This is a genomic window from Enterococcus sp. AMC1086 (genome assembly GCF_058216575.1).
The window spans coordinates 127,100-152,429 of record NZ_CM177100.1 but is presented as its reverse complement, the minus strand read 5'-3'; the positions used below and the strand labels follow the sequence as shown (position 1 = coordinate 152,429).

General features: G+C 36.0%; 23 protein-coding genes and 1 other annotated feature (1 of these 24 only partly in view). Of the genes, 3 read left to right on the top strand and 20 right to left on the bottom strand.

Features of this window, described 5'->3' with window-relative positions:
• The first annotated feature begins 307 nt into the window (after nt 1-307).
• The gene (locus AC4BC4_RS00625) at nt 308-4,075 is read left to right on the top strand and encodes a 5'-nucleotidase C-terminal domain-containing protein (protein ID WP_490476416.1); all 3,768 of its coding nucleotides are present in this window, start codon (nt 308-310) and stop codon (nt 4,073-4,075) included.
• 266 nt (nt 4,076-4,341) lie between these two features.
• On the opposite strand, the gene AC4BC4_RS00620 is transcribed toward AC4BC4_RS00625, so the two are convergent.
• Together AC4BC4_RS00620 and glmU are read right to left on the bottom strand one after the other, a co-directional pair.
• Nucleotides 4,342-4,563 (bottom strand): hypothetical protein, encoded by a 222-nt coding sequence (locus AC4BC4_RS00620; RefSeq protein WP_438757652.1) that lies wholly within the window; start codon nt 4,561-4,563, stop codon nt 4,342-4,344.
• A gap of 148 nt (nt 4,564-4,711) precedes the next feature.
• The gene (glmU, locus tag AC4BC4_RS00615) at nt 4,712-6,094 is read right to left on the bottom strand and encodes a bifunctional UDP-N-acetylglucosamine diphosphorylase/glucosamine-1-phosphate N-acetyltransferase GlmU (RefSeq protein ID WP_490476415.1); all 1,383 of its coding nucleotides are present in this window, start codon (nt 6,092-6,094) and stop codon (nt 4,712-4,714) included.
• A gap of 362 nt (nt 6,095-6,456) precedes the next feature.
• Here glmU and AC4BC4_RS00610 point away from each other — a divergent pair, with 362 nt between their 5' ends.
• Nucleotides 6,457-7,104, top strand: coding sequence for a FusB/FusC family EF-G-binding protein (locus AC4BC4_RS00610; protein WP_490477331.1), 648 nt, complete (start codon nt 6,457-6,459; stop codon nt 7,102-7,104).
• 1,533 nt (nt 7,105-8,637) lie between these two features.
• Here AC4BC4_RS00610 and AC4BC4_RS00605 read toward each other — a convergent pair.
• The 4 genes from AC4BC4_RS00605 to AC4BC4_RS00590 form a co-directional block, all read right to left on the bottom strand.
• Nucleotides 8,638-9,783 carry an ArgE/DapE family deacylase gene (locus AC4BC4_RS00605; protein ID WP_438757655.1) on the bottom strand — a complete coding sequence of 382 codons (1,146 nt, stop codon included), beginning with the start codon at nt 9,781-9,783 and terminating at the stop codon, nt 8,638-8,640.
• Between the two features lie 437 nt (nt 9,784-10,220).
• The gene (gene purR / locus AC4BC4_RS00600) at nt 10,221-11,048 is read right to left on the bottom strand and encodes a pur operon repressor (protein ID WP_438757656.1); all 828 of its coding nucleotides are present in this window, start codon (nt 11,046-11,048) and stop codon (nt 10,221-10,223) included.
• Between the two features lie 285 nt (nt 11,049-11,333).
• Entirely contained in the window at nt 11,334-12,170 is an 837-nt protein-coding gene (locus AC4BC4_RS00595) for a metal ABC transporter permease (protein WP_490476414.1), read from the bottom strand.
• Between the two features lie 178 nt (nt 12,171-12,348).
• Complete coding sequence (locus AC4BC4_RS00590; protein ID WP_490477330.1) at nt 12,349-12,891, bottom strand: site-specific integrase; 543 nt, start codon at nt 12,889-12,891, stop codon at nt 12,349-12,351.
• An 810-nt stretch (nt 12,892-13,701) separates the two neighbouring features.
• Here AC4BC4_RS00590 and AC4BC4_RS00585 point away from each other — a divergent pair.
• Nucleotides 13,702-14,613 (top strand): helix-turn-helix domain-containing protein, encoded by a 912-nt coding sequence (locus AC4BC4_RS00585; RefSeq protein WP_490476413.1) that lies wholly within the window; start codon nt 13,702-13,704, stop codon nt 14,611-14,613.
• A gap of 95 nt (nt 14,614-14,708) precedes the next feature.
• Here AC4BC4_RS00585 and AC4BC4_RS00580 read toward each other — a convergent pair whose 3' ends face one another.
• From AC4BC4_RS00580 to epsC, 14 genes are all read right to left on the bottom strand, one after another.
• Nucleotides 14,709-14,972, bottom strand: a complete 264-nt coding sequence (locus AC4BC4_RS00580) for a hypothetical protein (RefSeq protein WP_438757660.1) — start codon at nt 14,970-14,972, stop codon at nt 14,709-14,711.
• Nucleotide 14,973: 1 nt separating this feature from the next.
• Nucleotides 14,974-15,288: a hypothetical protein gene (locus AC4BC4_RS00575; RefSeq protein WP_438757661.1), complete on the bottom strand. Its 315-nt coding sequence runs from the start codon at nt 15,286-15,288 to the stop codon at nt 14,974-14,976.
• Between the two features lie 14 nt (nt 15,289-15,302).
• Complete coding sequence (locus AC4BC4_RS00570) at nt 15,303-16,547, bottom strand: lipase (RefSeq protein WP_490476412.1); 1,245 nt, start codon at nt 16,545-16,547, stop codon at nt 15,303-15,305.
• On the bottom strand, nt 16,544-16,936 hold the full coding sequence (locus AC4BC4_RS00565) for a hypothetical protein (protein ID WP_438757663.1): 393 nt from the start codon (nt 16,934-16,936) through the stop codon (nt 16,544-16,546). Before AC4BC4_RS00565 ends, AC4BC4_RS00570 begins: the two co-directional genes overlap by 4 nt.
• Nucleotides 16,937-17,168: 232 nt before the next feature.
• Nucleotides 17,169-17,879 (bottom strand): metal ABC transporter ATP-binding protein, encoded by a 711-nt coding sequence (locus AC4BC4_RS00560; protein WP_438757664.1) that lies wholly within the window; start codon nt 17,877-17,879, stop codon nt 17,169-17,171.
• Nucleotides 17,880-17,955: 76 nt separating this feature from the next.
• Nucleotides 17,956-18,918: a metal ABC transporter substrate-binding protein gene (locus tag AC4BC4_RS00555; protein ID WP_490476411.1), complete on the bottom strand. Its 963-nt coding sequence runs from the start codon at nt 18,916-18,918 to the stop codon at nt 17,956-17,958.
• A 233-nt stretch (nt 18,919-19,151) separates the two neighbouring features.
• On the bottom strand, nt 19,152-20,003 hold the full coding sequence (gene ispE, locus AC4BC4_RS00550; protein ID WP_490476410.1) for a 4-(cytidine 5'-diphospho)-2-C-methyl-D-erythritol kinase: 852 nt from the start codon (nt 20,001-20,003) through the stop codon (nt 19,152-19,154).
• 360 nt (nt 20,004-20,363) lie between these two features.
• A complete protein-coding gene (locus tag AC4BC4_RS00545; RefSeq protein ID WP_438757667.1) occupies nt 20,364-20,609 on the bottom strand; it encodes a Veg family protein in 246 nt (81 codons plus the stop codon).
• A gap of 133 nt (nt 20,610-20,742) precedes the next feature.
• Nucleotides 20,743-21,303 carry a sigma-70 family RNA polymerase sigma factor gene (locus tag AC4BC4_RS00540; protein ID WP_490476409.1) on the bottom strand — a complete coding sequence of 187 codons (561 nt, stop codon included), beginning with the start codon at nt 21,301-21,303 and terminating at the stop codon, nt 20,743-20,745.
• Between the two features lie 87 nt (nt 21,304-21,390).
• Complete coding sequence (locus AC4BC4_RS00535) at nt 21,391-21,921, bottom strand: NYN domain-containing protein (protein ID WP_490476408.1); 531 nt, start codon at nt 21,919-21,921, stop codon at nt 21,391-21,393.
• An 82-nt stretch (nt 21,922-22,003) separates the two neighbouring features.
• Nucleotides 22,004-22,843, bottom strand: a complete 840-nt coding sequence (rlmB, locus tag AC4BC4_RS00530) for a 23S rRNA (guanosine(2251)-2'-O)-methyltransferase RlmB (RefSeq protein ID WP_438757670.1) — start codon at nt 22,841-22,843, stop codon at nt 22,004-22,006.
• Nucleotides 22,833-23,231 carry a Mini-ribonuclease 3 gene (locus tag AC4BC4_RS00525; protein WP_438757672.1) on the bottom strand — a complete coding sequence of 133 codons (399 nt, stop codon included), beginning with the start codon at nt 23,229-23,231 and terminating at the stop codon, nt 22,833-22,835. Before AC4BC4_RS00525 ends, rlmB begins: the two co-directional genes overlap by 11 nt.
• Nucleotides 23,228-24,640, bottom strand: coding sequence for a cysteine--tRNA ligase (cysS, locus tag AC4BC4_RS00520; protein WP_490476407.1), 1,413 nt, complete (start codon nt 24,638-24,640; stop codon nt 23,228-23,230). The genes AC4BC4_RS00525 and cysS overlap by 4 nt, the downstream gene beginning before the upstream one ends.
• Entirely contained in the window at nt 24,624-25,172 is a 549-nt protein-coding gene (gene epsC, locus AC4BC4_RS00515; RefSeq protein WP_438757674.1) for a serine O-acetyltransferase EpsC, read from the bottom strand. The genes cysS and epsC overlap by 17 nt, the downstream gene beginning before the upstream one ends.
• Nucleotides 25,173-25,236: 64 nt before the next feature.
• Nucleotides 25,237-25,330: a binding site (T-box leader), on the bottom strand; it runs 107 nt beyond the window's last position.

Sequence of the window (25,330 nt, the reverse complement as noted above, 5' to 3'; positions counted from 1 at the left end):
TCTAATAAAAATCGACGTATCTTCGCATAAAAAAAATGAAACCAATCAAAAGATGTAAATTTTATCCTTTTCTTTTGAAAAATTAGAGTATTTACTAATGACAATACACACAATATATATTACTATTTAATTGGACGAAAAAAATGAAAGCGTATTATTTTTACAACTCATCTATGTCCATTGTATTGTTCAACAAGCTCACTACGCTTTTGCTTTGAAACACAGTGAATTTAGATGAACTGATGTTGAATAGTACAAGAGTTTCGAAGAAGCTGTTGATCATTGATTATTATTAAGGAGGAATTTTGTGAAAAAGTCTGTTTTGAAAAAAGTACATCTCGGGTTACAAGTATTGATGGTTTCAGGTTTACTAGCAGGTGCTAGCACTACCACGGCGTTCGCATTCGAACAACAAACTGTAGATTCCACGCAGCCAAAAAGTTCTACTGCTCCAAGTCCAACATCGAATGAACAAGATACCACTACTCCAACTGCTGCGGCAGAGATATCACAACGCCTTACCATTTTAGGGACTTCAGATGTCCACGGCCAGCTATGGGACTGGTCATATGAAGACGATAGGCAAACACCTGTCGGACTTTCTCAAGTCAGTTCTGTCGTAAAAAATATTCGTTTGGAAAACCCAAAAGGAACGATTCTGATTGATAATGGCGATATGAATCAAGGAACCATTTTAACGGATGACTTGTACAATAAAGCCCCTTTGATCGATAAACCAAATCCAATGATCAAAGCGATGAACTATATGAAGTATGATGCCATGGTTTTGGGGAACCATGAGTTTAATTTCGGATTAGACTTGATCAAAAAACTGAATACAGAGGCTAATTTTCCTATTTTATCCGCTAACACCTATGTCAAAGAATCAAATAACCGTTTTGTTGGCGGTACAATGAAAAAAGAGATTGATTTGGATGGCGATGGCACCAAAGACTTAACAGTCGGTATCATTGGTCTTACCACACCTCAAATTCCATTATGGGACGGCGCTAAAGTGGACAGTCTCTACTTTAATCCTTTAAAAGAAGAAGCAGAAAAAGCTGTTGCTGAACTAAAAGATGATACGGATATTATTATCGCTTCGATCCATGCTGGACGTCAAAATTCTGATCCATCTGCAAGCGCCGATCAAGTCATCAAGAACGTCGCTGGTATCGACGCTTATATTTTAGGTCACGATCACCGTTCTTTCGCAGAGCAAGTTCAAGGACCAAACGGACCTGTTCCTGTCGCAGGACCCAAAGATACTGGAACTGAAATGATCAAAATCGAGCTTGATCTTGAAAAAACGAATGAACAATGGCAAGTCAAAAATAGTAGCCCAGCAATTATAAGTACCAAAACTGTTCCAGCAGATGAAACATTAAAAGCAGAAACACTAGAATACCATAACAAAACAAGAGAATTCATTTCAGAAAAAATCGGAACAGCTACTGGCGATTTTTTACCAGCTGAAGAGGTGAAAGGAATCCCAGAAGCGCAACTTCGTCCGACTGCGATGATTTCTCTAATCAATAATGTGCAACGAAAAGCAACAGGCGCACAACTAGCCGCTTCTGCACTCTTTAAAGCAGATAGTAAATTGAACGCAGGAGATATCTCTTATTCAAATATTTTCGATATTTACAAATACCCTAACACATTAGTCAGTGTCAATATCACTGGAAAAAATCTACTAGAATATATGGAAAATCAAGCAGATTATTACAATACACCTGGACCTGATGATTTAACAATCAGTTTTAATGAAGCTATTAGAGTTTATAACTATGATATTTTTTCTGGAATTTCGTATAAGATTGACATTTCTAAACCCAAAGGCAAACGGATCATCAATCCAACGATCGACGGAAAACCGGTTGATCTTGCAGCAAACTACACGATTGCTATGAATAATTACCGTTACGAAGGGTTATTAGCGCAAGGTCTTGTTGCAGGCGAACCAATCAAATCTACTGATCCTGAAACATTACGTGGCCTGATTGCTGATTATATTCGTGAAAAACAAACCCTAGATCCAGCACAAGAAATCGAAAATAATTGGGAAGTGATTGGCTACCATTTTAATGACAACTGGCGCAAATTAGCCGTCCAATTAGTCAACGATGGTACCTTGCAAACTCAACCTGCAGCAGATGGGCGTACGCCTAATGTTAAGCCGATCACCAAGCAAGATGTAAAAAATGCAGGTTATCAACCAGACTCAGAATCAATCACGATCATGCATACGAATGATGTCCATGGACGTTTAGAAGGAAATGGGAAAGATGTCTTAGGTATGGCACGTTTGAAAACTTATAAAAATATGATCAATCCAGATCTTTTGATTGATGCAGGAGATGCTTTCCAAGGCTTACCGATTTCTAATTTCTCTAAAGGGAAAGATATGGTTAAAATCATGAATGAAGTTGGCTATGATGCCATGGCTGTCGGAAATCATGAATTTGATTTTGGGTTGGAAACAGCTCTGGAATATAAAGACGAGCTAAATTTCCCGATTCTATCAAATAACACATTTAAAGGGGGAAATTTGGTCTTTGAACCTTATACAATCATTGAAAAAGGTGGGAATAAATACGCAATTATCGGCGTGACTACACCCGAAACAGCCACAAAAACCCATCCAAATAATATCGTTGATGTGACCTTTGCTGATCCAATAGCTGAAACGAGAAAAGTGATCAAAGAAATTAAAGATTCAGGCGAAACAATCGCTGCATATGTGGTTACTGGCCACTTAGGTATCGATGAAACTACTCCTCATGAATGGCGCGGAGATACGTTAGCTGAAACGCTAAGCAAAGAATTTTCTGATTTAAATATCACCGTGCTAGACGGTCATTCACATACTGCTGTTGATGGCGGAAAGCAATTTGGAAATGTGATGTATACACAAACTGGAAATTATCTGAATAATGTTGGGTTAGTTAATGTTGATTTAACTGATCTTAGTAAAAAGACTGCCTCATTAACACCAGCAGACACTTTAGCAACTCTAGAAGAAAATCCTCCTGTTAAAGCGTTAGTTGATAAAGCGAAAGCGAACTATGAACAATGGGGATCAGAAATTGTTATTGAAAATAATCCTTATCAATTCAATGGTGAGCGTGACAACGTACGAACACGAGAAACGAATTTAGGAAACTTGATTGGTGATGCAATGTTAGATTACGGACAGCATGGTTTTAAAAATAAAACTGATTTCGCCGTAACAAATGGTGGTGGTATTCGAGCAAATATCGAACCTGGAAAAGTAACGTTTGGTGATATCATCGCTGTCATGCCATTTGGTAACAGTATCTCCCAAATCAGCGTTACTGGCGCTGAAGTCAAAGAAATGTTTGAGCTCTCTCTTCGTTCGATGGCTCAAAAAGATGAAAATGGCGCTATTCTATTAGATGACTTCAATCAGCCAAAATTAGGAGCAAATGGCGGTTTCTTACACATTTCAAGCTCGATTCGTGTCTACTATGATTCCACAAAAAAAGGTTCCCTTTTGCCAGCAGATGAAGGCAATGGAACTGACAAAACGATCGTCGGTGAACGAATTCTACAAGTTGACGTACAAAACCGTTCGACGGGAACATTTGCACCGATCGATGAAAAAGCGACGTATTATATGGCGACGAACGATTTCTTAGCAGCAGGCGGTGACGGCTACGATATGCTAGGCGGCGAACGGGAAGAAGGGCCTTCTTTAGATACCGTTTTGATTGACCATCTCAAACAAGCAACAACCCTTCGTCTATACGATGCTGCATCAAATATCGATTTATCTCAATACAAAGAAGCCTTTCCAGGCAAACGAATTATTTCAATTTCAGAAGCGGAGTTCAATAAACAAAATAAACCCGAACCCGTACCAAATCCAGATCCAAAAGATCCAGATAAAAATAAACCGGATGAGATAAAAAAACCAAAACCCGTTGGAAAAACAGCTGACTACCCAAAAATGGGTGAAAAAATTGTTTCTTATGCTAGTTTAGGTTTCCTCGTAATTGGTCTTTCAGGTTACAGTTTCTCTAACTATAATCGAAAACGGAAATTAGGATAAATCAACAGGATATGAGCAAACGGCGAAAGCAGAAGCAACCTCTTCTTATTTTTCGAGGTCAAACACTTCTGTTTCCGCCTCTTTTTTTATCTGGTAAAACTTTTAAATGAGCTGGTTCTCTCTTCACATACTTTGTTTTGCAACTTCTTGGAATGTCTTCATATGTTCCATTGCTGCCAATTTTTCGCTAAAATGTCTGGAGAAATTCGTTTTCCTTTTTCCAGATACCTAATTTCCTTATTATTTTCTCATTGCATCTTATATCATTAGTTTAAACGATCCATAATTTTTTGTATAAATTCGTTGATATACCCCATAACGTCTATATTATTACGTTCAATATACCTCCAAAAAACGGCGCCCCAAAGAAACAAATTTCCCACTAGTAAAAATGAAATGATTCGTTTATTTCTTGCAGAAATGTACGCTCCGCGCCATTTAGGATCATTCCGTCTTCTTTTCAAAAATTCATAGGTATGGTATGCCATACGCTCACTCCTTTTCCTGATAAAAATACCCCGAAATTATTTTCTTTATGTTATACTTGCCATCAATTATGACATAAAAACAAAACAATGACCATGAAAAAGTAAAAAAGAAGAATGCCAAAATCACAGCATTCCTCTTTTGTATTGCTTATTTTTCATGATTCATATACGGCATTTTCTTCCCATAACCTTCTTTATTCACCTGTCTAGCGCGAGCAATCGCCAAATCAAATTCTGCCACATCATCCGTGATCGTTGAACCTGCTGCGATAACTGAGTTTGCTGCAACGTTCACTGGCGCAATCAAACTTGTTGATGAGCCAATAAAAGCATGATCCCCGACCGTTGTCCGATGTTTATCTTTTCCATCATAATTGACAAAAACTACACCGCAACCAACGTTGATATCTTTTCCTAAGTCTGCATCACCAACGTAGGTCAGATGCCCCACTTTCGTATCTTCTGCCACTGTCGCATTTTTGATTTCTACAAAGTTACCGACATGAACACGTTCACCGATTTCAGCTTTAGGACGAATATGGGCAAATGGTCCTACATCTGCATTTTTTCGAATAATACTTTCTTCAACAACAGATTGCGAAATTTTTACATTATCTTCGATTATGCTATCCACGATTTCAGAATGAGCACCGATAAAACAATCCTCACCAATCACTGTTTTGCCTTTTAATTGTACGCCTGCTTCAATCACAGTATCTGAACCGATCACAACACCTTCATCAATGTATGTTGAATCAGAATCCACAAATGACACACCATTTCTCATATGCATCGTATTCAAACGACGGTGCATGATTTTATTCGCTTCAGCTAAAGCTACACGGTCATTGATTCCCATCGCTTCTTCAAAGTCAGCCATTTGGTATGCTGCAACCGTGTTGCCTTCTTTTTTAAGGATTTCAATGATGTCCGTTAGATAATACTCTCCTTGTGCATTGTTTGTATTGATCTTAGACAAAGCATTGAACAACGCTTCATTATCAAAACAAAATGTTCCTGTATTAATTTCCTGAACACGAGCTTCTTGTTCAGACGCATCTTTTTGCTCCACGATTTTTTCAACAATCCCCACATGATCACGAATGATTCGACCGTATCCTGTTGGATCTTCAGCGTGAGCGGTCAAAATCGTCGCACTGGCATTTTTTCCTTGATGATAATCAAACAGATTCGCTAATGTTTCAGCAGTTAATAGCGGTGTATCTCCTGTAATGACAAGTGTTGTACCTTGCTTCCCTGCTAAGTGGGCTTCTGCTTGTAAAACGGCATGTCCAGTTCCTAATTGTTCTGCTTGTAAAGCATATTGGCTGCGTTCACCTAGATGTCTCTTGATTGCTTCAGCTCCATGGCCTACAATTGTCACAACTTCACTTGGATTCGTTTTTTCCACTTGGTCCATGATGTGTTCTACCATTGGTTTTCCAGCGACAGGATGCAACACTTTATATAGTTTGGATTTCATCCGTGTTCCTTTACCCGCAGCGAGGATGATGACATATTTGTTTTCCAATTATTTCACTCCTAAGATTTGTTTTATTTTCAATAGTTTAGTTCGACTTCAAATAGCGCCATGTTTTAGTTTAGCTTACTCTTTATCGTTTTTCAACTGAACCAATTGCTTTTTTGCTATACCAATTTATAATTTGGGGTGTTTGCGTTATAATAAAGAAAAATGATATTCATACATAGCTTAGCGTTGTACCTACGCTATTTGGCTGTGCAGGCTGATCACTATGCTCTGCTTCGATCTCAACAATTCCTAAAAGCTAAAACTGTAAGGATTAAAAGTCTCGAAAAAAGATAAAAACAGCATGTAACAAAAAAAACATCTCATTTAATTTTATCACCTGAATGATAGAGAGGAAATCTATGATAAACAAACAAATACAACCCTATCAATTTAATTTTATTAGAAAACAAGCCAACATTTTGCTGCAAGCTCATTTATCTGTAAATGATAAAAACACAATCAAAACGCTTCAGGCAGTCGTAATGGAGAAAATAAATGAACAGTTTGGTGCAGATAAAGACCAGTTACAGCCACTATTTGAGGGATTCTTAGAAGCCGCAACTTCTAAGCCAAGACTGGAACAGTATTTGGCAGGTCTGAAGGAAGCTGTTAGTCCATTTGATCCACCTTCAAAACAACAACTAACAAAGCTCTTTAAAAAGACGAAAAAATTGAAAATTCCAGAGTGGGAAACAATTGATTTGAGAGATTATACTTTTTACAGTTGGAACGATAGTGGGAAGCAGCAAAAATTCATTATCGCTTCAATCAATGGACAGCTAGTAGGCGTTTCCGGCACGATTTCTCCAACCACTCAAAAAGGCATTTGTCCAATTTGCCATGAGACCTCAGAGGTTTCGATGTTTCTGTCTAAAGTGAAAGAATCTGGCGATGGTATGTACACGAAGCGTGGAAATTATATTTGTTATGACAGTGAAGTATGTAACCATAATATCGAGCGTAGAGATGAGTTAGAGGCGTTTATTCAGAATGTGAAGTTTATGAAGTAATTTAGTAACAGATCCACTGAACTTAACGAAGAAGTGGTTGGGATAGAAGTGCTTATTTCTGAAGGCGTTGCTTCTGCCCTCACCGTTTATTCGGATTGCTTAAGGCTAGAGTATAACTCGTAGAGTTATGTCCTAGCCTCTTTGACACCTTCAACATAACTTTGTGAAGCTTCCTAGGCTTAATAAAAAGGTTGATTGCGATACTATTCAGTATAATCCTATAGGTGGAATTATGCTGGATTTGATTATTAATAATGACTAAGATCTCTATATACATGTAACGCTAGAAAAAGAAAGTGATGGACGCTTAGGAAATAGCTCTGGTGGACCTTCTTTGGAACTGGATAATAAATTAATAAGAGCAGATAGATGACAAGTAATTCTTCTGATAAACATTGATTACTCAAAATTCCTAAGATGATTTGTATACCAAATTTTATGGCATTATTCTAAACAACGCAAGAAAAATCGAGAAACTCCTTCTCTTTTATCAAACTTGTCCTCTTTTTTTCCCAATTTTGACTATTTGAGTTCTTTCACACGATTCTATTGACTCTTTCAACATCTTTAAGTTAAACTAAATTTACAACATAAATAAAAAAAGGCGTCTTGTCAGAAGACGGACATCTTCCAAACAGAGCCCTGTATTATCAGCACAAACTAATAATACAAGTTGCCTCGTCAATACATTTCATTGCCTAATCTTATTGTACTGAATGTAAGAACAGATTTCCAATCTTTTTTACCTGCACAATACTGTTAGTGAATGGTTATTTAACGAACGCTTCATGATATTAGCAGCTGACTAATATCATTTTTTGTGTTGAAGTCAGGTAATTAGAGCGAAAAACAAAATAAAAGGCACTCTGCAAAAGGACGGACATCCTCTTACAGAGCCTCATATTATCAGCACAAACTAATAATATAAGTTGCCCTAGTCAACATTTTCATATTGACTCTTTCATTTTACTCAATTTTTGTAAGAAATACCAGAGTTTTTTACAAGTTTTGTTATTTTGATGTCGTCAATGATTAGTTGTTGCCTTTTGCACAGTATTAGTTGGTAGCTAATGCTGTATTTTTTCGCTCTTTTTATAAATAGTTCGCACCTTTATCTCCTTTTTGACTATGTTTTTCATACTCACATTCTACCAATTGGTGCTTACAAGCTAGTGTTACTGGAATCGATCACTACCAAACTGTCACCATTCAATCTAAACAGACAGCCGAGTCAATGCGTATACAAAGTAAAAAAAACAACAAATAAATAACTATTTTTCTAACTTACCCGATTGAATGGCGTAACGTAACGATTGATTTCTAGTGCATCAGTATTCTTAACCATCCGTCTGGCGGAAGATGGATGGTTAAGTAAAAAACGGTCGGCTTTTGCAGGGCTGCTCGTTTCAAACAGTTACTTATCACTCATTTATTACTTGTTTCATCACAAATCTACCATTTATGCGAACACTTGATAAGTCGCTGTTTGTTTTTTATTTGTTTACAAAAATAATTAGCTCTATTGTTTATCGATCATGCTAAATAAGTCGTTGCAATTTCTTTATAAATATCTACCATTTCTAAATAATTAGCTACATCAACATATTCATCGACTTGGTGAGGGGTTTCGTTCCCTGGACCAAAGATAATCACAGGAAATGCTTGTTTTCCTTTGGTAAATTCAGCAGCGTCCGTTGTGCCAGAAATACCAATCATAGGAATCTCTATGTTCACTTGTTTTTTTGCTACTTGTTGCGCAATTTTTGCAATATCAGAATCTTTTTCACTTTTTACTGAAATTTTATTTGCTTCGATACTCAACGTTAGACGATACGTGTCTTTTTTGTTTAATTCATCAATCAACTCATTCAATTTTTTGATCACAAGGTCGTTGTCATAACCTGGAATCGTTCGGATATTTCCTTGAAGGTTCGCTTCACTAGGAATACTATTGATTTGTTCCCCACCAGAAATCATTGTTACATTATAGATAAAATCACCTAATACTTCATCTGTGTGGATTTCACTGCGAAATAGCTGGTTAGCTCTTGAATAAAAGTCATTCAAATGATCGATTGCATTCACGCCTAATTGAGGCATTGAGCTGTGGGCATTTTTACCTTGAGATTCTACTTTAAAATTGATCGATCCTTTATGTGCATATACAATTCCAGCATAGCCAGAAGGTTCACCGATCACCATTGATGTTACATCATCGACATATCCTTCTTTGGTCAATTGTTCTGCTCCAAGTTCACCAACTTCTTCTCCCACTGTGGCTAATAAACGCAAGCGTCCATTAAAGTCTGCATTTTCTTCTTTTAACTCGATCATTGCGATCGCCATTGCGGCTAAACCACTTTTCATGTCACAGGTTCCACGACCATACATTTTGCCATCACGAATTTCAGGTTTAAATGGATCGGAAGTCCAGTCAGAAAAATTACCCGCTGAAACAACGTCCATATGACCTGAAAAAGCTAAAACTTTTTCACTATTTTTATTGCCGATTTCAACAATTAAATTGTCACGACCTTTATCATATTCTAAAAAACTGGTGTCAATTCCATGTTTTTTGAATAACTTACTTAAATACTCTGCAACTTCTTTTTCATTATCATTGACCGATTTGATTGCGACAATGTCTTTTAAAATTTGAATTTTTTCTTGTTTTTCCATTGTGTTGGCCTTCTTTCATATAATTCATCCAGATTCTTATTTTTACTATGTGTGAAAAAACTGGATACTATTGCTTACATATTAACTATACACCTAATTAAGAATTTCGTTAAATAAAAGCGGTTATTTTTTAAGACTGCTGTATTTACAGAAAAAAATTTAACTTCTCCTTGTAACTATTGCTGTAATTCCTGACTGAACAATAGAAACTTTTCTCCACTTTCATCACGTATTGTGTATATGATCCGATTTGCACCAAAAAGAGGCTAGGAAATAACTCTACGAGTTATCTCCTAGCCTCAAGCAATCCGAATAAACAGCGGGAGCAGAAACCACGCCTTCGGAAATAAGGTGAAATCCATAAAAATTTGAAGAGCAATTGTCGTGAAGTCTCTCTTAATTCTTGGAGTTAAACTTCTGTCCCAACCTCTTCAATTTTATTCATCAAAATAATTGCCAGGAACTACATTGATCGTTTTTGTCCGTGTATCTACATCTTCTACATAAAGCAGTGACGTATAATCTTCGATCGCCCGTTGCCCTTTAAATTTAGACTCCGCAAACACCGTGATCCCAACAAGCTCCGCCTCAAATTCTTCAATAAGGCTCTTCATCCCGTTGACAGTACCCCCGCCTTTCATGAAGTCATCCACGACCAACACTCGTGAACCACGTTTTAAACTGCGTTTTGATAATTCCATTTTTTCGATTCGTTCAGACGATCCAGAAACATAATTCACACTAACCGTTGAACCTTCCGTGATTTTTGAATCGCGACGAACGATCACAAAGGGAACATTCAAGTAATAAGAAACAGCTTGAGCAATTGGCACCCCTTTTGTTGCCACCGTCATAACGGCATCGATTTGTTCCCCTAAATATTTAGAAGCAATGATTCTCCCAACTTGGCGCAACAATTCCGGCTGTCCTAATAAATCAGAAAGATACACATATCCCCCTGGCAACAAACGATCTTGCTCTGATAAACGTTCACACAAAGCCAATACTAATTTTTTGGATTCCTCATATGGAATTTCCGGAATAAATCGCACACCTCCAGCAGCTCCTGGAATTGTTTCAAGAATTCCTGTACCTCTTTGTTTAAATGTTTTTTTGATAATCGCTAAATCTTCACTAATTGATGATTTAGCTGATTTATAACGCTGTGCAAAATGGGTCAAAGAAACCAATGCATGTGGATGATCCAACAAGTATTGTGTCATATCAATCAATCGTTCGCTTCTCCGTATTTTAGAATCTGTCACTTCTTCTCCTCTTTCCTTGTGGCTCAGTATCCATTATCTCTAATAAGCAAAACCATCAGATCAATGATACACCTTTTTTTATAGGTTTGTTATTCACTATTTTTCAACAAGTAAAATAAATGATACTTCCATATAATCTATCGCTCCTATTATAAGGTGTTTTGCGAAAAAATTCGAGTATTATTTTAAAAAAACGAAAAATAGTTCGCAATTTAAGAAACAAAAAAGAAAATGAGAGCAAAAACTTTCGTTTTTCCTCTCATTTTTCACTAATTTGTCACTCATTTATCTTTGACTCATTTTTTTATTTCGTTGCATCGTCATAACTAATTTACGGATAATACTTACAAGGATAAATAATCCAATAAAAATCAACGTGATGCTGGCACTTGGCGGTGTCTCTAAATAATAAGACCCCGTCAATCCTGTTAGCATACCGATCAATCCCATGATGACACTGATGATAATGACCGTGTTGAATCCCTTACCGATTCGCATCCCGATTGCAGCAGGTAAAACCATGATTGCTGAAATAAGTAGCGCTCCTGCAATAGGAATCATCACAGCAATCGCCACACCTGTTATCACATTGAACAACATCGACATCCAATGAATAGGCAATCCATCCACATGAGCCGTATCTTCATCAAAGGTCAAAACATACATCGGACGCTTGAATAAGACAAACAAAACCACTAACACCACAAGCAATACGGCTAAAATAATGATTTGCTGCCAAGTGATCGTCACGATCGAACCAAACAGATACGACTGAATACTGGCAGCTGAATTTCCTCCGCTGAGATTCATCAATACCAAAGCCAAAGCTAAACCACCGGACATTAAAATCGCAATCGAAATTTCTGAGTACGTGCTATAAATCATTCGCAAATATTCTAAAATAATAGCAGCAATAATCACAACAACAAGTGTCATGATATCTGGATTCCAATTTAAGAAAAAACCTAAGGCAACACCGGCTAGAGACACATGAGAAAGCGTATCTGCCATTAAAGATTGTCTTCTAATCACAAGAAACACACCCAACATCGGTGCAATCACTGAAATAAAGGTTGCCGCTAAAAAAGCTTTTCTCATGAACTCATATGAAAGCATCTCCAAAATCTTATTCCTCCTTATTACATAAGGCTTTAGAAGCCTATTTTATTTTGCGGGAACAATTGTGAGAACAACAAGTTCTCTTCACTATGCTCATTACGCTTTAAAAACATAAATCGTAAGAATTACGATTAAAGGGCAAGATATACTTTAGCATTATAAAAACAACTAGTCAAGAGAATTATTCTAAATAAATCTGATCCAATCTTTTTACTACTTCTACATCTTCATCAGGATATAAATGCGAATACGTTCCTAAAGTCATTTCTATGTTGGCGTGACCTAATCTTTCTTGAATCATTTTTAGATTCTCTCCCAAATACACTAATAAGCTTGCGTGAGAATGTCTCAAATCGTGAATACTGATTAATGGCAGTTCAAACTTTTGTTGTATAGTTCTAAACTTTTTCCACATCCAACCTTGATCTAAAAAGGTTCCATCATGACTAAGTACTAAATCAATGTTACCCACTTTAGATTGGTACTCCTTCCAAATCCTAAGTAATTTTAGAGTTTTACTATCTAAATAAAGCTCTCGTTCGCTACTTCTAGTTTTTGGTGATGAAAAATATTGTTTACTTTTGTGTTTAGCAACATTTCCCAAAGTGTACTCAACCTTAATTTTACCATCTTCTAAATTCATATTCCTCCATAGCAATGTAGCACTTTCACCAAATCTTAGACCAGTAAAAAATACAAATCTAAACTTTCTGACCCAGTTTATTTAAGTAAACAAAAAGAACGTTATGAAGATATTAGAAAACTTCTATCATCATTCAACGTTCCTAATACTCCCGAATCAAGGGAAGCATTATTATTTTTTATGTTTGAACTAAAAGAAAAATTTTAGTCTTCATTAGAAACAACTAAACAAAAAGCTTCCTCAAGAGTTACATCTAATTCTTTACTAAACTTTTCTAACAGTAACAGCAATTCTTTGTCTTTTATCTCCAAATCCAACACTCCATTTTTTTGGATTTGAGACTACTCAATAGAAATATGTATACAAAATCTGCACTACAATTAATTAAATTTTAACATATTGTCAAATACTAATGAAATATCGCAAATACTTTGGTATACTCAATAGTTGTAGCAGTCTGCTACAAAAATAAGAGTAGCGCACCAAAGCCCTATACTTTAGTGCCTGTCTTTAATGTTTGACATAGGTTGGTAGCCTATGGATGTTAAAGACAGCTCTTTTTTTATGCGCTTTTTACTTACACGTAAATTATGACTTAAAATTTTAAATTGTTTATTATCCACCTACTGTAATAACAAAAATTGATATTAAACTTGAAACTGCAACTAGTAGCTCCATTCTAAAACCTCCTATCTAACATTCTAAAGATTTGATTCACATGTGATTCTCATCTACAAGACAATATTACCAGACATTTAGAAAAATTAGAACCACTTTTATTAAGATTTGGTTATATGACAAAAAGTAATTACTTATTTTATATAAATATAATAAATTTTAAGATTACAGACGTTTTATTTGTTATAATGACAAAAGAAAGGAGTTAAACCCATGAATATAGGCGATACTTTAAGATTTATTCGTACTAAAAAGAATATCAAACAAAAAGAAATGCTACCAAATCATCAAGATTCTTCAACATACTCTCGAATTGAAAATAATCAAAGAATAGTTAAGTTAAATGATTTAGAAGTTATATTACAGCAACTTGACGTTCAAGCAGAAGAATTTTTTACTTTAACAAGCTTAGACAATCAACAAGAGATTTTCAATCATCTTTACTATTATTGTGGTAATCATTTAAACAACCAGTCCACAAAAAAGAAACTCTTAGAAATTTACTATCAAATAGAGAATAAAGCACATAAAAGTATAAAAGACTTATCAAACTATTATGCAATTAAATGTTTCTTTCACAAAAAGCGGGAAGAAGTTGCACCCGTCAATTCTGATGAAATAAATATGATCTACGAAAGACTTGTAGAAACAAATTATTATTTGGGTTTTGAATACAAACTACTATGTAATATGATTACATTTTTTTCGCCTAAACAAGCAAATGTACTTATTTACAAAGCCTTTCCAATAAAAGATGAAGACAAAAGAGAATATACTACTAAAAAGTTTGCGTACAACACGCTTATAAATGCCATCACTGTCACACTTTATAAAAAAGATTACGATCTAACTAGAAAATACATAAAAATCGCCAAAAATTTAGATAAATCAAACAGTAATTATAGTTACCGTATGAACTTAAAATATCTTGAAAACTTAGCCGATTGGTTGGAAACTGGCGAACTAAAATACATGCAGCAAATTAATAATTTTATTACAATTTTAGAAGATATCGGAGATTCTGAACATGCTAAAAATGTCAACAATGAAGTAAAAGAATTAACTCACAATAAAGATAGTGTTGATAACGTTTCATACTCCGTCGGACTTATCAAAGAAAGTTAAAAATAAACATAAAAAAAACCTACTGGGAACATTCGTGAAAACAGTAGGACTTTTTTATGTTTATTTGCACAAAACATGTTTAGTATAAACTTGTTCTAAAAATTATCTAATGTTTGTTTTTGCTTATCAAATACTTCTGTTACCTTTTTACCAAATTGACCCTTTACAGTGTCTTGTAGCCCTGTTGTCGCTTTAGAGATAGATTTTTGAGCTCTTTTACTTTCTTGTTCACCTAATTGTATTATTTTTTCTTTCTTTAGTTCTTTACTCTGAACACCAGATCGACCTATTGCTCTTACTTTTGTTTTTTGCGCATTTTTCTTATACTCTTTCAGCAGTTTCTCTAACGCTTCTAACATTTTACTCTCCTTCTTTTAAAACCCTTAATTCTTTTCGATAACGTTGTTCTTCCTCTTCTTGTCGATTCAATAATTTTTTCTTTTCTTTATCTATGTTCATCATAAACTCTTCTCCTAAATTAGCTAGTTCTATTCGTGCATCATTTAAAACTTCATCATCTTCACTAATATCAGATAATAAAAAACGAATTTCTGAATAAGTTTCATCCGCTATTTGTTGTCCTTGTCTCTGAAACTTTTTTATGTCATCTTCTTGTTCTTCGAATTTTCGTCTATTATTTTGATACTCTTTTAGCAACTGTTCCTCTTTATCCATTTAGTTGTTCTCCATTATCCTAATTGTCTTGCTAATTCTTGGTCTCTTTGTACCAATTCAGAAATCTTTCCCTTGATTTCTGATGCTAACTGATTGAATTGTTCACTCATTTTTTTCGCTTTTTGTATTTTTTCTCTAAATTTTTCACTGGGCTCCGTGACCATACTTCGCTCTGTAGAACCTGATGACTCTAGTACGTCCATGACCTCACCATAACTCAAATCTGGGACATCAGAAAACGCTTTTGAATAAATTTTTTGCCATAATTCTTCTAACTCTCTTATACCATCTTGATAAATTTTCACTGTATTTGTCATTACTGCTTCAAATTCAGAAGACGCATATTGAACAACTGCCAAAGCTTGACTGTTGTCTAAATAAATTTGCTCATTCGTTGAAAGACCTCCACCACTTGCGGTAAATTTTTTTTTCAACATTTCTAATGTATACATTCCTAAAAAAAACTGATTTCTTAATTGTCTTTCTGCTTGTTCTTGAATTGCACCTTTATTGTAATCATTATTCTTAATAATCAATCTGCCATCTTTATCAAACGTCCATTTTCCTAAGTCGTGATACGTACCTAGCGATTGAAGCCCCATTTCCATACTAACTTTTATCTCTGCCCCTGTGCCATTCCCCATTAAATTGCCAATCATATCGGCACGATTACGATAATTTGTTAATAAACCAGGGTTTTCTTTAATCCATTTTTTCGCATCAACAGATAATAATTCATACGGGTCTGGTCCATTAAACCCAACATTTTTCCATTGATTCTCAGCGGCAATATACAACGCTAAAAATTCACCCAGAGAATGTCCTGTTGTTGAGATTGTCGCTCCACTGTAATCTTGTTTCACACTGTCTGCAAAAGCAATTGCTGAATTTAATTGTCCTGAAAGACGAGCCTCACTAGGAGACATTGAAAAACCAGGACTTGTTGTTTTATCAAAGAATCCACCCACTGTACGTAAATCAGTTTCCAAGTCATTAAAATCTTTTGGGTTAGTTCCAGCATATGTAATCACAATTTGAGAGGTATCTACATTCCCTTTCTTATCCAAAGGCGCGACTGCCATTGCTTGCATACCATCTGTTTTTGAATTTTCTTGTATTTTTAAGATTTTAAATTTATTTCCACCTAATTTACGAATTTCACCTTCTTTTAAAGTTGGATCATATTTCTTTTTGTCATTAGGATCTAACCAATATACAGCATCACTTATTTTATTATAATTTTTGTCAGTTATATTCAAATTTCATCCTCCTCACCATTTGAGTATATAACCTTGATTTTCTTATCAGTTACTCCTTCCTTTTGAATCCTTTCATCTTCTACACCATAATCTCCAATTTCACCACTATCTTTTACAAAACCATAAGAAAAATAAACAGATTTTCCTTCGTTATTCTTCATGGTAACTAACATTCTATAAGAACCAGTCATACCATTATATCCCGTACGTTCAATATCTACTTCGGAAATATCCACGAAAGTGTTTTTTAACGCCTTTACTGATTGTTTCTCTACCGCTAATAAGTCTTGTTCTTTCTTTTCTTCTCTCTTATCCATATATACTTTTCCTCCTACTCCAATAATAATGACAGCAATAATCCCAAAGACGATTAGCATTTTTTTTTTCATTTTTTACCTCTTTATATTTATTGTGGAGATACCATATAATTATAGTTCTTGGCATTAATTATATACTACAACGAATTAAAAATATACTTATTCTAACAATTGATATAAAATAAATCCACATTATATCATATTATCAAACAAACATAAAAAAGACCTACTGGGAACATTCGTGAGAACAGTAGCTCTTTTTTATGTTTATTTGCACAAAACAAGATTGATAGAAACGCTTATTTTACGGTGTTTTCGCCTTATCCATTACTAGTTCTGAACTCATATGAAAGCATCTCCATTGTGAATCCTCCTTCCGAACTAAACGAATTTGTCGATCAGCATAAGATTTAATATCTTCATGGTCATGAGTGATCATCAATATCGCTTTGCCGTGATCATGAGCATTGTGCCTTAAAAGGCGATAAAATTCATTCCTAGACGTTTCATCCATTCCCGTTGTTGGTTCATCTAAAATAAATAAATCAGGGTCTGTAGCAAAAATACGCGCTAAACTTATACGCTGTTTTTGTCCGCCAGAAAGTTCTCCGATCCGTTTATGCCGCATCTCCCACATACCGACTGCTTTAAGTGCTTTTTCCACATGTTGATGGTCTCTTTTAGTCAAAGGTTTAAACCAGCGATTGCGTGGAAAACGTCCTGAACGAACCAGCTCAATCACTGTACTTGGAAAACCAGCATTAAATGAAGCCACTTGCTGCGGAATATACCCAATACTAAGTTTTTCACCAGAAGTATTTTCTTTAGCAATGGTGATTTTCCCTTTCGTAGGCTTTAGTAACCCTAAACTACTTTTGATCAATGTTGATTTGGCTGCACCATTTTCCCCTGTCAAAATCACAAATTCACCAGGGTCAACATAATATGAAACTTCTTCTAAGACAGGCTCATCATCATAGTAAAATGTGAGGTCTTTGACATCTAGATAATGCATGACCATCCTCCTTCTTTACACTTACAAACTGCTTAAAATCGGGAAAAAAACTGAACGTCTCTTATCCCGATTCTATTTACTTGATACTTTTCTTCAACGCTTCAAGATTCTCTTTCATCACTGAAATATAGTCTTCGCCTTGATCCTGTTCTTTTTGAGTAATACTTTCTAACGGATTAAGGACCGCTAGTTCTATCTTTGTTTCGCGAGCCAATGTTTCAGCTACTTTTGACGAAGCAGATGTTTCAAAATAAATCACTGAGACATTATGTTCTTGAATATATTTTTTCAATTCTGCTAAACGACTTGGCGAAGGTTCTTGATCCGGTGAAATTCCTGCAATCGACTCTTGTGTCAAACCGTATTGTTTCGCTAAATAACCAAACGCGGCATGTTGTGTCACAAAGGTTTTATTTTTAGCCTCTTTAAATGCTTCTTTATATTCTGTATCTAAATCTTTTAATTTTTCAATATAAGCAGCTGCATTTTTTTCAAATGTTTCTTTTTGTTCAGGATATTTTTTCACTAATGCATCACGAATGGCTTCAACTTCCTTTTGCGCTAAAACCGGGTCCAACCAAACGTGAGGATCTAACTCGTGATCGTGGTCATCATGGTCGGCCTCTTCTTCGTCATGATCGTCTTCATGAGCAGCACCTTTCATTAAATCGATCGAACCTGCAGCTTCTACTACTGCAACTTTTTTCTCATCGACATTTTCCAGAACATCTTTGACCCAAGTCTCTAATTCATGACTATTGTACACAAACACGTCTGCATCTGTGATTTTAGCAATATCTTTGGCGCTTGGTTCATAATCATGGGGTTCTGTTCCAGCTGGAATCAATAACTGAACATCTCCAGCATCTCCTACTACATTTTTAGCAAAATCATACATTGGATAAAATGTTGTCACAACTTTTATTTTATCACTTTTTCCAGCTTTATCTTGCTCATTTGTTTGCCCGCAGGCAGTTAGTGTAAAAATCCCTACTGTTAATAGTAGTCCTATAATATATTTCCAGCTATTTTTTCTCATCTCGTCGCCCTCATTTCGATTTGTCACGTTCAAATCGTAATATTTACGATTTGCTAGCAAGAACTAATTTACCAGAAGAAAAAGAGAACGTCAAGAGAAAACAGAAGAATAAAAATTGGAAATTTGTAAAACTGCAAGCAAATGTAGATTTTCTTTTAAACTCCTAGCAAGCGAAAAACCACCCTATAGAGTGGTTTTTCGCTTGCATTAAAGGCCCTTATTTTCTTTCTCGTTTATTTCAATGTCCGCACGATATAGACTTCTTCACAAAAGCCCTTTAAGCCATTATAAATTCGTTGTGCACGTGTTTTCTTCTCGCACAGAGCAAAAACAGTTGGACCACTACCGCTCATTAGAGCAGCATCTGCTCCGTATTTCATCATGCGATCTTTGATTTGCTGAATCACTTGATGGCGTTTGATCGTCACACCTTCCAGCGCATTACCGATCTTTTCGGCCATCAACTGGTAATCATCCGTTTCGATCGCGTGCTTGAGACCACGAATATCAGGATGCTGAACGTTATTGAAGGATAAACTGCCAAAAATTGTGCTAGTAGAAACGCTCATTTTAGGTTTCACTAAAACAACCCAACATTGCGGCATCGATGGGAGAAACTCGATTTTTTCTCCTCGGCCCGTAACAAAAGCTGTACCGCCGTGAACACAATAAGGAACATCTGATCCGATCTTACTGCCGAGTTCGGCAAGTTCATCTAAAGACAAACCTAAATTCCACAAACGATTCAGGCCTCGTAATGCTGCTGCACAATCACTACTACCACCAGCTAATCCAGCAGCTACGGGTATTCTCTTTTCTATATAAATTCTAACTCCTTGCGTAAGATGAAACGTGTTCTTCAACAATTCTGCCGCCTGATACACATGATTTCTTTTATCTACTGGTAAAAAGGAGCTATCTGTTTCGATTACTATTTCGTTTTCCGGCAACAACTCAAAGGTCAGCCGATCGGCTAAATCTACACTAGCCATGATCATTTCTAATTCATGATAACCATCATTTCTTTTATAGAGAGCATCTAACCCCAAATTAATCTTTGCGGGCGCTTTTTCTATGATTTCCATTCTTTTTCACCTATCTAATCCCATTACCTGACCAACTTCACAATCTTTTAAATTCTAACATATGTTCCTAGATATGTATATATTTGATAAACACTTGCTTCATTTAACTAACACTTCATAAAAAAACATAAAGCATCTCAACATCAATCTGTTCATTGATTTCTCCTTTATATACCTAGCAAAATTCTAACATAATTTTGTCCATAATTCACAACATATCGTAATCACTCGGCTAATTCAAGTATTGCTCATAAACATAGTAAAACTAAACTCACTTCTGTCTTTAAAATCTCATCTATCAAAAAAGTAGAGCTAAAGCGTTTTCGCTTTAGCTCTACTTTTAAAAATTAATTCATGTCTTTAGATTGCTTCACTGACAAATTCAATCTCTACTGTGCGTGTCAGCACATCAGAATAACTATAAGAAACTCGTTCAAATGAGTTTTCATCTGGATCCAAATCTACAACGAAGACAGATGGATACGTTTCTGTCAAAATACCGTTACGTTCAGTTTGACGCTTCCTGCCGGTCTGAGCAACTAATGTGATTTTGCTGCCGATACGACATTCTAAATCTTTTTTAATTGACGCTAAAGTTGTTGGCATTGCATTCACCTCAAGCAACATTATACCACATATTAATAAAAATAACAAGTTTACCATAGTAGAAAATGAATTGCAACTAATTATAATTCATAAATGGATAATTATTTAATGTGAAAAATGGCAAACTTCTCATCTAATCATAAATAATCGCTTTCAATTTTTTTTTTGCTCGATCATACGCACTTCTAACTGTAATTTCACGGCTATCGGTGTCTTTGGCAATCTCTTCCAATTCCTTGCCGTTCATATATTCTTCAAATGTAGTTCGTTCGAATGGCGATAATACGCTTGGCAATCGTTCCAGCTTTTCTCGTATGATCATCTGTTCTAATGCGTCCCCATCTTCTATTCCTATGTAGTCAAAAAAAGCTTCTCCCTGATTTTCAATTTTTTGATCTAGTGAAATAGATTGTGTATCGATCATCCGTTTAAGCGCACATTGTTTCCTAAGTAAGCTACGAATATGGTTTTCAAAGTTTGATTTAAAAAAATTCCCAATTGAAACACTATATCCTTCTTCGTATTTTTCCAGCGAGCGATGGAAGATGATCCGACCTTCTTGCAGCCAATCTTCCCGATCAAAATCCTTCAAATAATATTTTTTTTGAAGCTTGTACACCACTGGATGATAGTTACGATACATCCGGTCAAATGCTAATGGGTCCCCTTTTAAGATTTCTTTATACTGATTCATCAACAACATTCTCCTTCCAAGCATTCTACCAAAATGCTTAGAAAAAGCGTAACACTTCTTCTTAAAGAAACGAAACAAAAAATACATTTAATCTTTATTTTTGGACAATTCATCCAATTTATCGGACAATTTTGACAATTGCTCTAAATTCCATGGAGAATTTCGACGAAAATCTTGAAAATGGATATCTGTCGCATGAATTGCTATCGTTCGTTCCGTTTTTCGAATATTTTTGTACAACTCATTAGCTGACACTCGTAAAGCACCTTTTGAAAAAACCAGCCATTGCTCTGCCAAATCACTCGTTGCAACTGTCACCTGCGTTAGGCGAGTATTCTTTTCTCCCGCAGTTCGTTCAATATAGCTGTCTGCTGTCTCTTCTTCTTTAGTGAACACTACCGTTAAATGATACTTTTTATACGTTTGTTGAATTCCTGGAACCAACTGCGCATCGAAAACCACAATCACATCCAAATCTTCATATTTAGCATAATTGGATAAACGCTGTAGTAAAACTTCTCTGGCATCTTCAAGTTTATTTTGATTCTTTAGCTGCACTAATTCAGGCCAAGCCCCGATCATATTATAACCATCCACAATCAGTAACTGTTTTTTCATTTTGTTTTGTCACCTACTTTATAATGATGGCGAGATAGAAAATCACTGTAAAAGTATGTCTATCTCACCATTAAACTAAATACTACAGAGAATTTCGTCCACGATAAACTTCATACATCAGCAATCCCGCTGCAACACCTGCATTCAGACTTTGGACATGCCCGCTCATCGGAATCGTCAATAATTCATCCACTTCTTTATGCAATCCTTGACTCATGCCACGGCCTTCATTGCCTATGATCAATGCAATCGCACCTTGAGTATTCCATTTGCGATAATCCGTTCCTTTCATATCTGTTCCAAAAATCCAAAAACTATTTTCTTTAAGCGTTGCAATACTTTGCGCTAAATTGGTTACACGTGCAACTGGAACATACTCAACTGCTCCTGTTGAAGCTTTTGTTACAACTGGCGTAATTCCTACTGCACGATGTTTTGGAATGATGATTCCGTCCACACCTGTTGCATCTGCAGTTCTCAGGATGGAACCAAAGTTATGAGGATCTTCTAAACTGTCCAGAATCAAGAAAAATGGTGTCTCTGTCTTTTCTTTCGTTCGATCAAGTAATTCATCCAACGTTAAGTATTCATAAGCTGTAATCGCCAATACGATCCCCTGATGTACGCCATGGTTTGTCATTGTATCTAGCTTTTGTTTTGGTACCCATTTAACAGGTACTGCATTTTCTTTAGCTAGTAATTTTAGATGTTCGACTTTTTCACTTTTACTGTCTTCTTGCAGAAATAATTTATTCCCTCGACCTTGTTGAAGTGCCTCAATCGTCGCATGATTACCAAAAACAAAATTATCTTCGATCTCTTCTTGTGAAACTTCTCGTTCTTTTTTCACCGACTCTTTTTTTACTGATTGATTTCTTTGTGATTTATTGCCTTTAAAAGGACGTTTCTTGTCATTTCTCATCTTTTTCACCTACTTTTTTTATGCACCAATCGATCAATTCTTCCAACCGTTCTGTTTGTTTGGTCAGGTGCAGATAGCCCATCAGTGACTCAAATCCAGTCGCAATTCGATAGGTTGTGATATCGGCATTTTTCGCTGATGTGTGGCTTTTAGCATTACGGCCGCGTTTGTACATTAGTTCTTCATTTTCTGAAAGTAATTTTTCTTCCAGCATTTCTTGAATCAGAAAAGCCTGAGCTTTAGCTGAAACATAATGTGTTGCCATGCGGTGTAAAATATTGGGCTTAGTTTGTCCTTGTTCAACTAGGTAGTCGCGGATATAAATCTCATAGATCGCATCTCCTACATAAGCTAAAGCTAAACCGTTTAATTGAGTATAATCTCTCATTCACTTCTTCTCCATCTAGTTCCTTGTGCTGTATCTTCCAAGGTTATTCCTTTGTCTTTTAGTAAGTCACGGATTTCATCACTACGGGCAAAATCGCGATTTGTACGCGCTTGATTACGTTCTTCAATCAATTGATCGATATCATCGTCTAATAATTCTTCTGATAAGAAGAAAATACCAAAAATACTTAACCATTGCGTGAATTGTTCACTTGCTTTTTCAATTACGGCAGCTGATACAGCCTCTTTTTCACTATATTGGTTCAGCCATTTAGCCATTTCATAAACAACAGTAATACCATTTGCTGCATTAAAATCGTCGTCCATTTCAGCGGTGAAACGTGTTTCTAACTCTGTTAATTCTTGTAGTTTTTGAGTGTCTTCATCCAGTTTTGCTACTGCATCTGATTTTCTAAAGGATAGGTTCTCAAAAGCATTTTTCAATTTTTGCAAATTAACGGCAGCTTCTTTCATTGTTGTTTCACTGTAACGAATCGGGCGGCGATATTGTGTAGTCGCCATAAAGAAACGCAAGACTTGAGGATCGACTTGTTTCACTAGCTCATGAACCGTGACAAAGTTCCCCAACGATTTACTCATTTTTTCATCGTCTTCTCCAATCGTGACAAAGCCATTGTGCATCCAGTAATTAGCAAATTTTTTACCTGTTTTAGCTTCACTTTGGGCGATTTCATTTTCATGATGAGGAAACTCTAGATCTTGTCCGCCACCATGGATATCAATTGTATCACCTAAATGTTTGGTTGCCATAACAGAACACTCAATATGCCAACCTGGACGTCCGGCGCCCCATGGTGAATCCCAAGAGATCTCTCCTTCTTTGGCACCTTTCCATAATGCAAAATCTAATGGATCTTCTTTCAACTCTTGTTCCACACCAGTACGTTGGCTTGCACCAACTTCTAATTCATCGATCGATTGATGACTCAGTTTGCCGTACCCTTCAAATTTACGCGTTCGATAATAAACATCTCCATGCGATTCATAGGCATACCCGCTGTCGATCAACGCTTGAATAAAGGTTAAAATATCTGGCATATGATCCATTACACGAGGATGTAGTGTTGCTGGTTTGACATTCAATATATTCGTATCTTCTTCAAATGCATGAATAAAACGCTCGGCAACTTCTGGTGCTGTGATACCTAGCTCTTTGGCTGCTCGAATGATTTTGTCATCTACGTCGGTAAAGTTTGACACATAATTTACTTCATAACCACGGTATTCTAAGTAACGTCTGATTGTATCAAACGCCATTGAACTACGTGCATTCCCAATGTGGATATAATTATAAACAGTCGGTCCGCAGACATACATCCGGACTTTTCCTGCTTCTATTGGTTGAAATACTTCTTTTTCTCTTGTCAATGTATTATAAATTTGAATCATACGCTTCCTCCAATTTCTCTCCTTTTATCCTGACTACTTTTGCTGGTATTCCTACGGCCGTTGCATCGTCAGGAATATCTGTTAAAACAACTGCAGCTGCTCCAATTTTTGCCCGCTTACCAATTGTAACAGGCCCTAATATTTGAGCATGTGCATGAATCATTGCTCCTTTTTTAACAGTTGGATGACGTTTTCCCGTATCTTTCCCTGTCCCACCTAATGTCACGCCATGAAATAGCACAACATCTTCTTCAATTTCTGCTGTTTGACCGATCACAACACCCATACCATGATCAATAAAAACACCTGATGCGATCGTCGCACCTGGATGAATCTCAATTCCTGTTAAGAATCGCCAAAACTGTGCGTGGATCTTCGCTAATAAAAATAGCCGATGTCGATATAGGAAATGAGAAAAACGATGCCAAAACAACGCATGCAATCCTGGATATGTAAGTAATGCTTCCAATGTTGAACGTGCTGCTGGATCATTGTTTTTGACTGCTTCAACAGCTTTTTTCAACCAACTCATCTTTTTTCACTCCTTTCATTCTACTTTAAAACAAAGAAGCGTCTTTTAAACGAACTAAATCCGTTTAAAAGACGCTTTTGCGTGGTTCCACTTTTTTTCACAGGTCTCCCTGCCTCAAAACAGATAACGGTTGTTGGCCGTTTTCAGCTACGTATCGC

Excerpts from the sequence above, each read along its gene's own strand:
- AC4BC4_RS00620 (WP_438757652.1), bottom strand. The coding sequence starts at position 4,563 with ATGGCATACCATACCTATGAATTTTTGAAAAGAAGACGGAATGATCCT.
- AC4BC4_RS00605 (WP_438757655.1), bottom strand. The coding sequence starts at position 9,783 with ATGGAAAAACAAGAAAAAATTCAAATTTTAAAAGACATTGTCGCAATC.
- AC4BC4_RS00585 (WP_490476413.1), top strand. The coding sequence starts at position 13,702 with ATGAATATAGGCGATACTTTAAGATTTATTCGTACTAAAAAGAATATC.
- AC4BC4_RS00580 (WP_438757660.1), bottom strand. The coding sequence starts at position 14,972 with ATGTTAGAAGCGTTAGAGAAACTGCTGAAAGAGTATAAGAAAAATGCG.
- AC4BC4_RS00575 (WP_438757661.1), bottom strand. The coding sequence starts at position 15,288 with ATGGATAAAGAGGAACAGTTGCTAAAAGAGTATCAAAATAATAGACGA.
- AC4BC4_RS00565 (WP_438757663.1), bottom strand. The coding sequence starts at position 16,936 with ATGAAAAAAAAAATGCTAATCGTCTTTGGGATTATTGCTGTCATTATT.
- AC4BC4_RS00560 (WP_438757664.1), bottom strand. The coding sequence starts at position 17,879 with ATGCATTATCTAGATGTCAAAGACCTCACATTTTACTATGATGATGAG.
- AC4BC4_RS00555 (WP_490476411.1), bottom strand. The coding sequence starts at position 18,918 with ATGAGAAAAAATAGCTGGAAATATATTATAGGACTACTATTAACAGTA.
- ispE (WP_490476410.1), bottom strand. The coding sequence starts at position 20,003 with ATGGAAATCATAGAAAAAGCGCCCGCAAAGATTAATTTGGGGTTAGAT.
- AC4BC4_RS00545 (WP_438757667.1), bottom strand. The coding sequence starts at position 20,609 with ATGCCAACAACTTTAGCGTCAATTAAAAAAGATTTAGAATGTCGTATC.
- AC4BC4_RS00540 (WP_490476409.1), bottom strand. The coding sequence starts at position 21,303 with ATGAATCAGTATAAAGAAATCTTAAAAGGGGACCCATTAGCATTTGAC.
- AC4BC4_RS00535 (WP_490476408.1), bottom strand. The coding sequence starts at position 21,921 with ATGAAAAAACAGTTACTGATTGTGGATGGTTATAATATGATCGGGGCT.
- rlmB (WP_438757670.1), bottom strand. The coding sequence starts at position 22,843 with ATGAGAAATGACAAGAAACGTCCTTTTAAAGGCAATAAATCACAAAGA.
- AC4BC4_RS00525 (WP_438757672.1), bottom strand. The coding sequence starts at position 23,231 with ATGAGAGATTATACTCAATTAAACGGTTTAGCTTTAGCTTATGTAGGA.
- cysS (WP_490476407.1), bottom strand. The coding sequence starts at position 24,640 with ATGATTCAAATTTATAATACATTGACAAGAGAAAAAGAAGTATTTCAA.
- epsC (WP_438757674.1), bottom strand. The coding sequence starts at position 25,172 with ATGAGTTGGTTGAAAAAAGCTGTTGAAGCAGTCAAAAACAATGATCCA.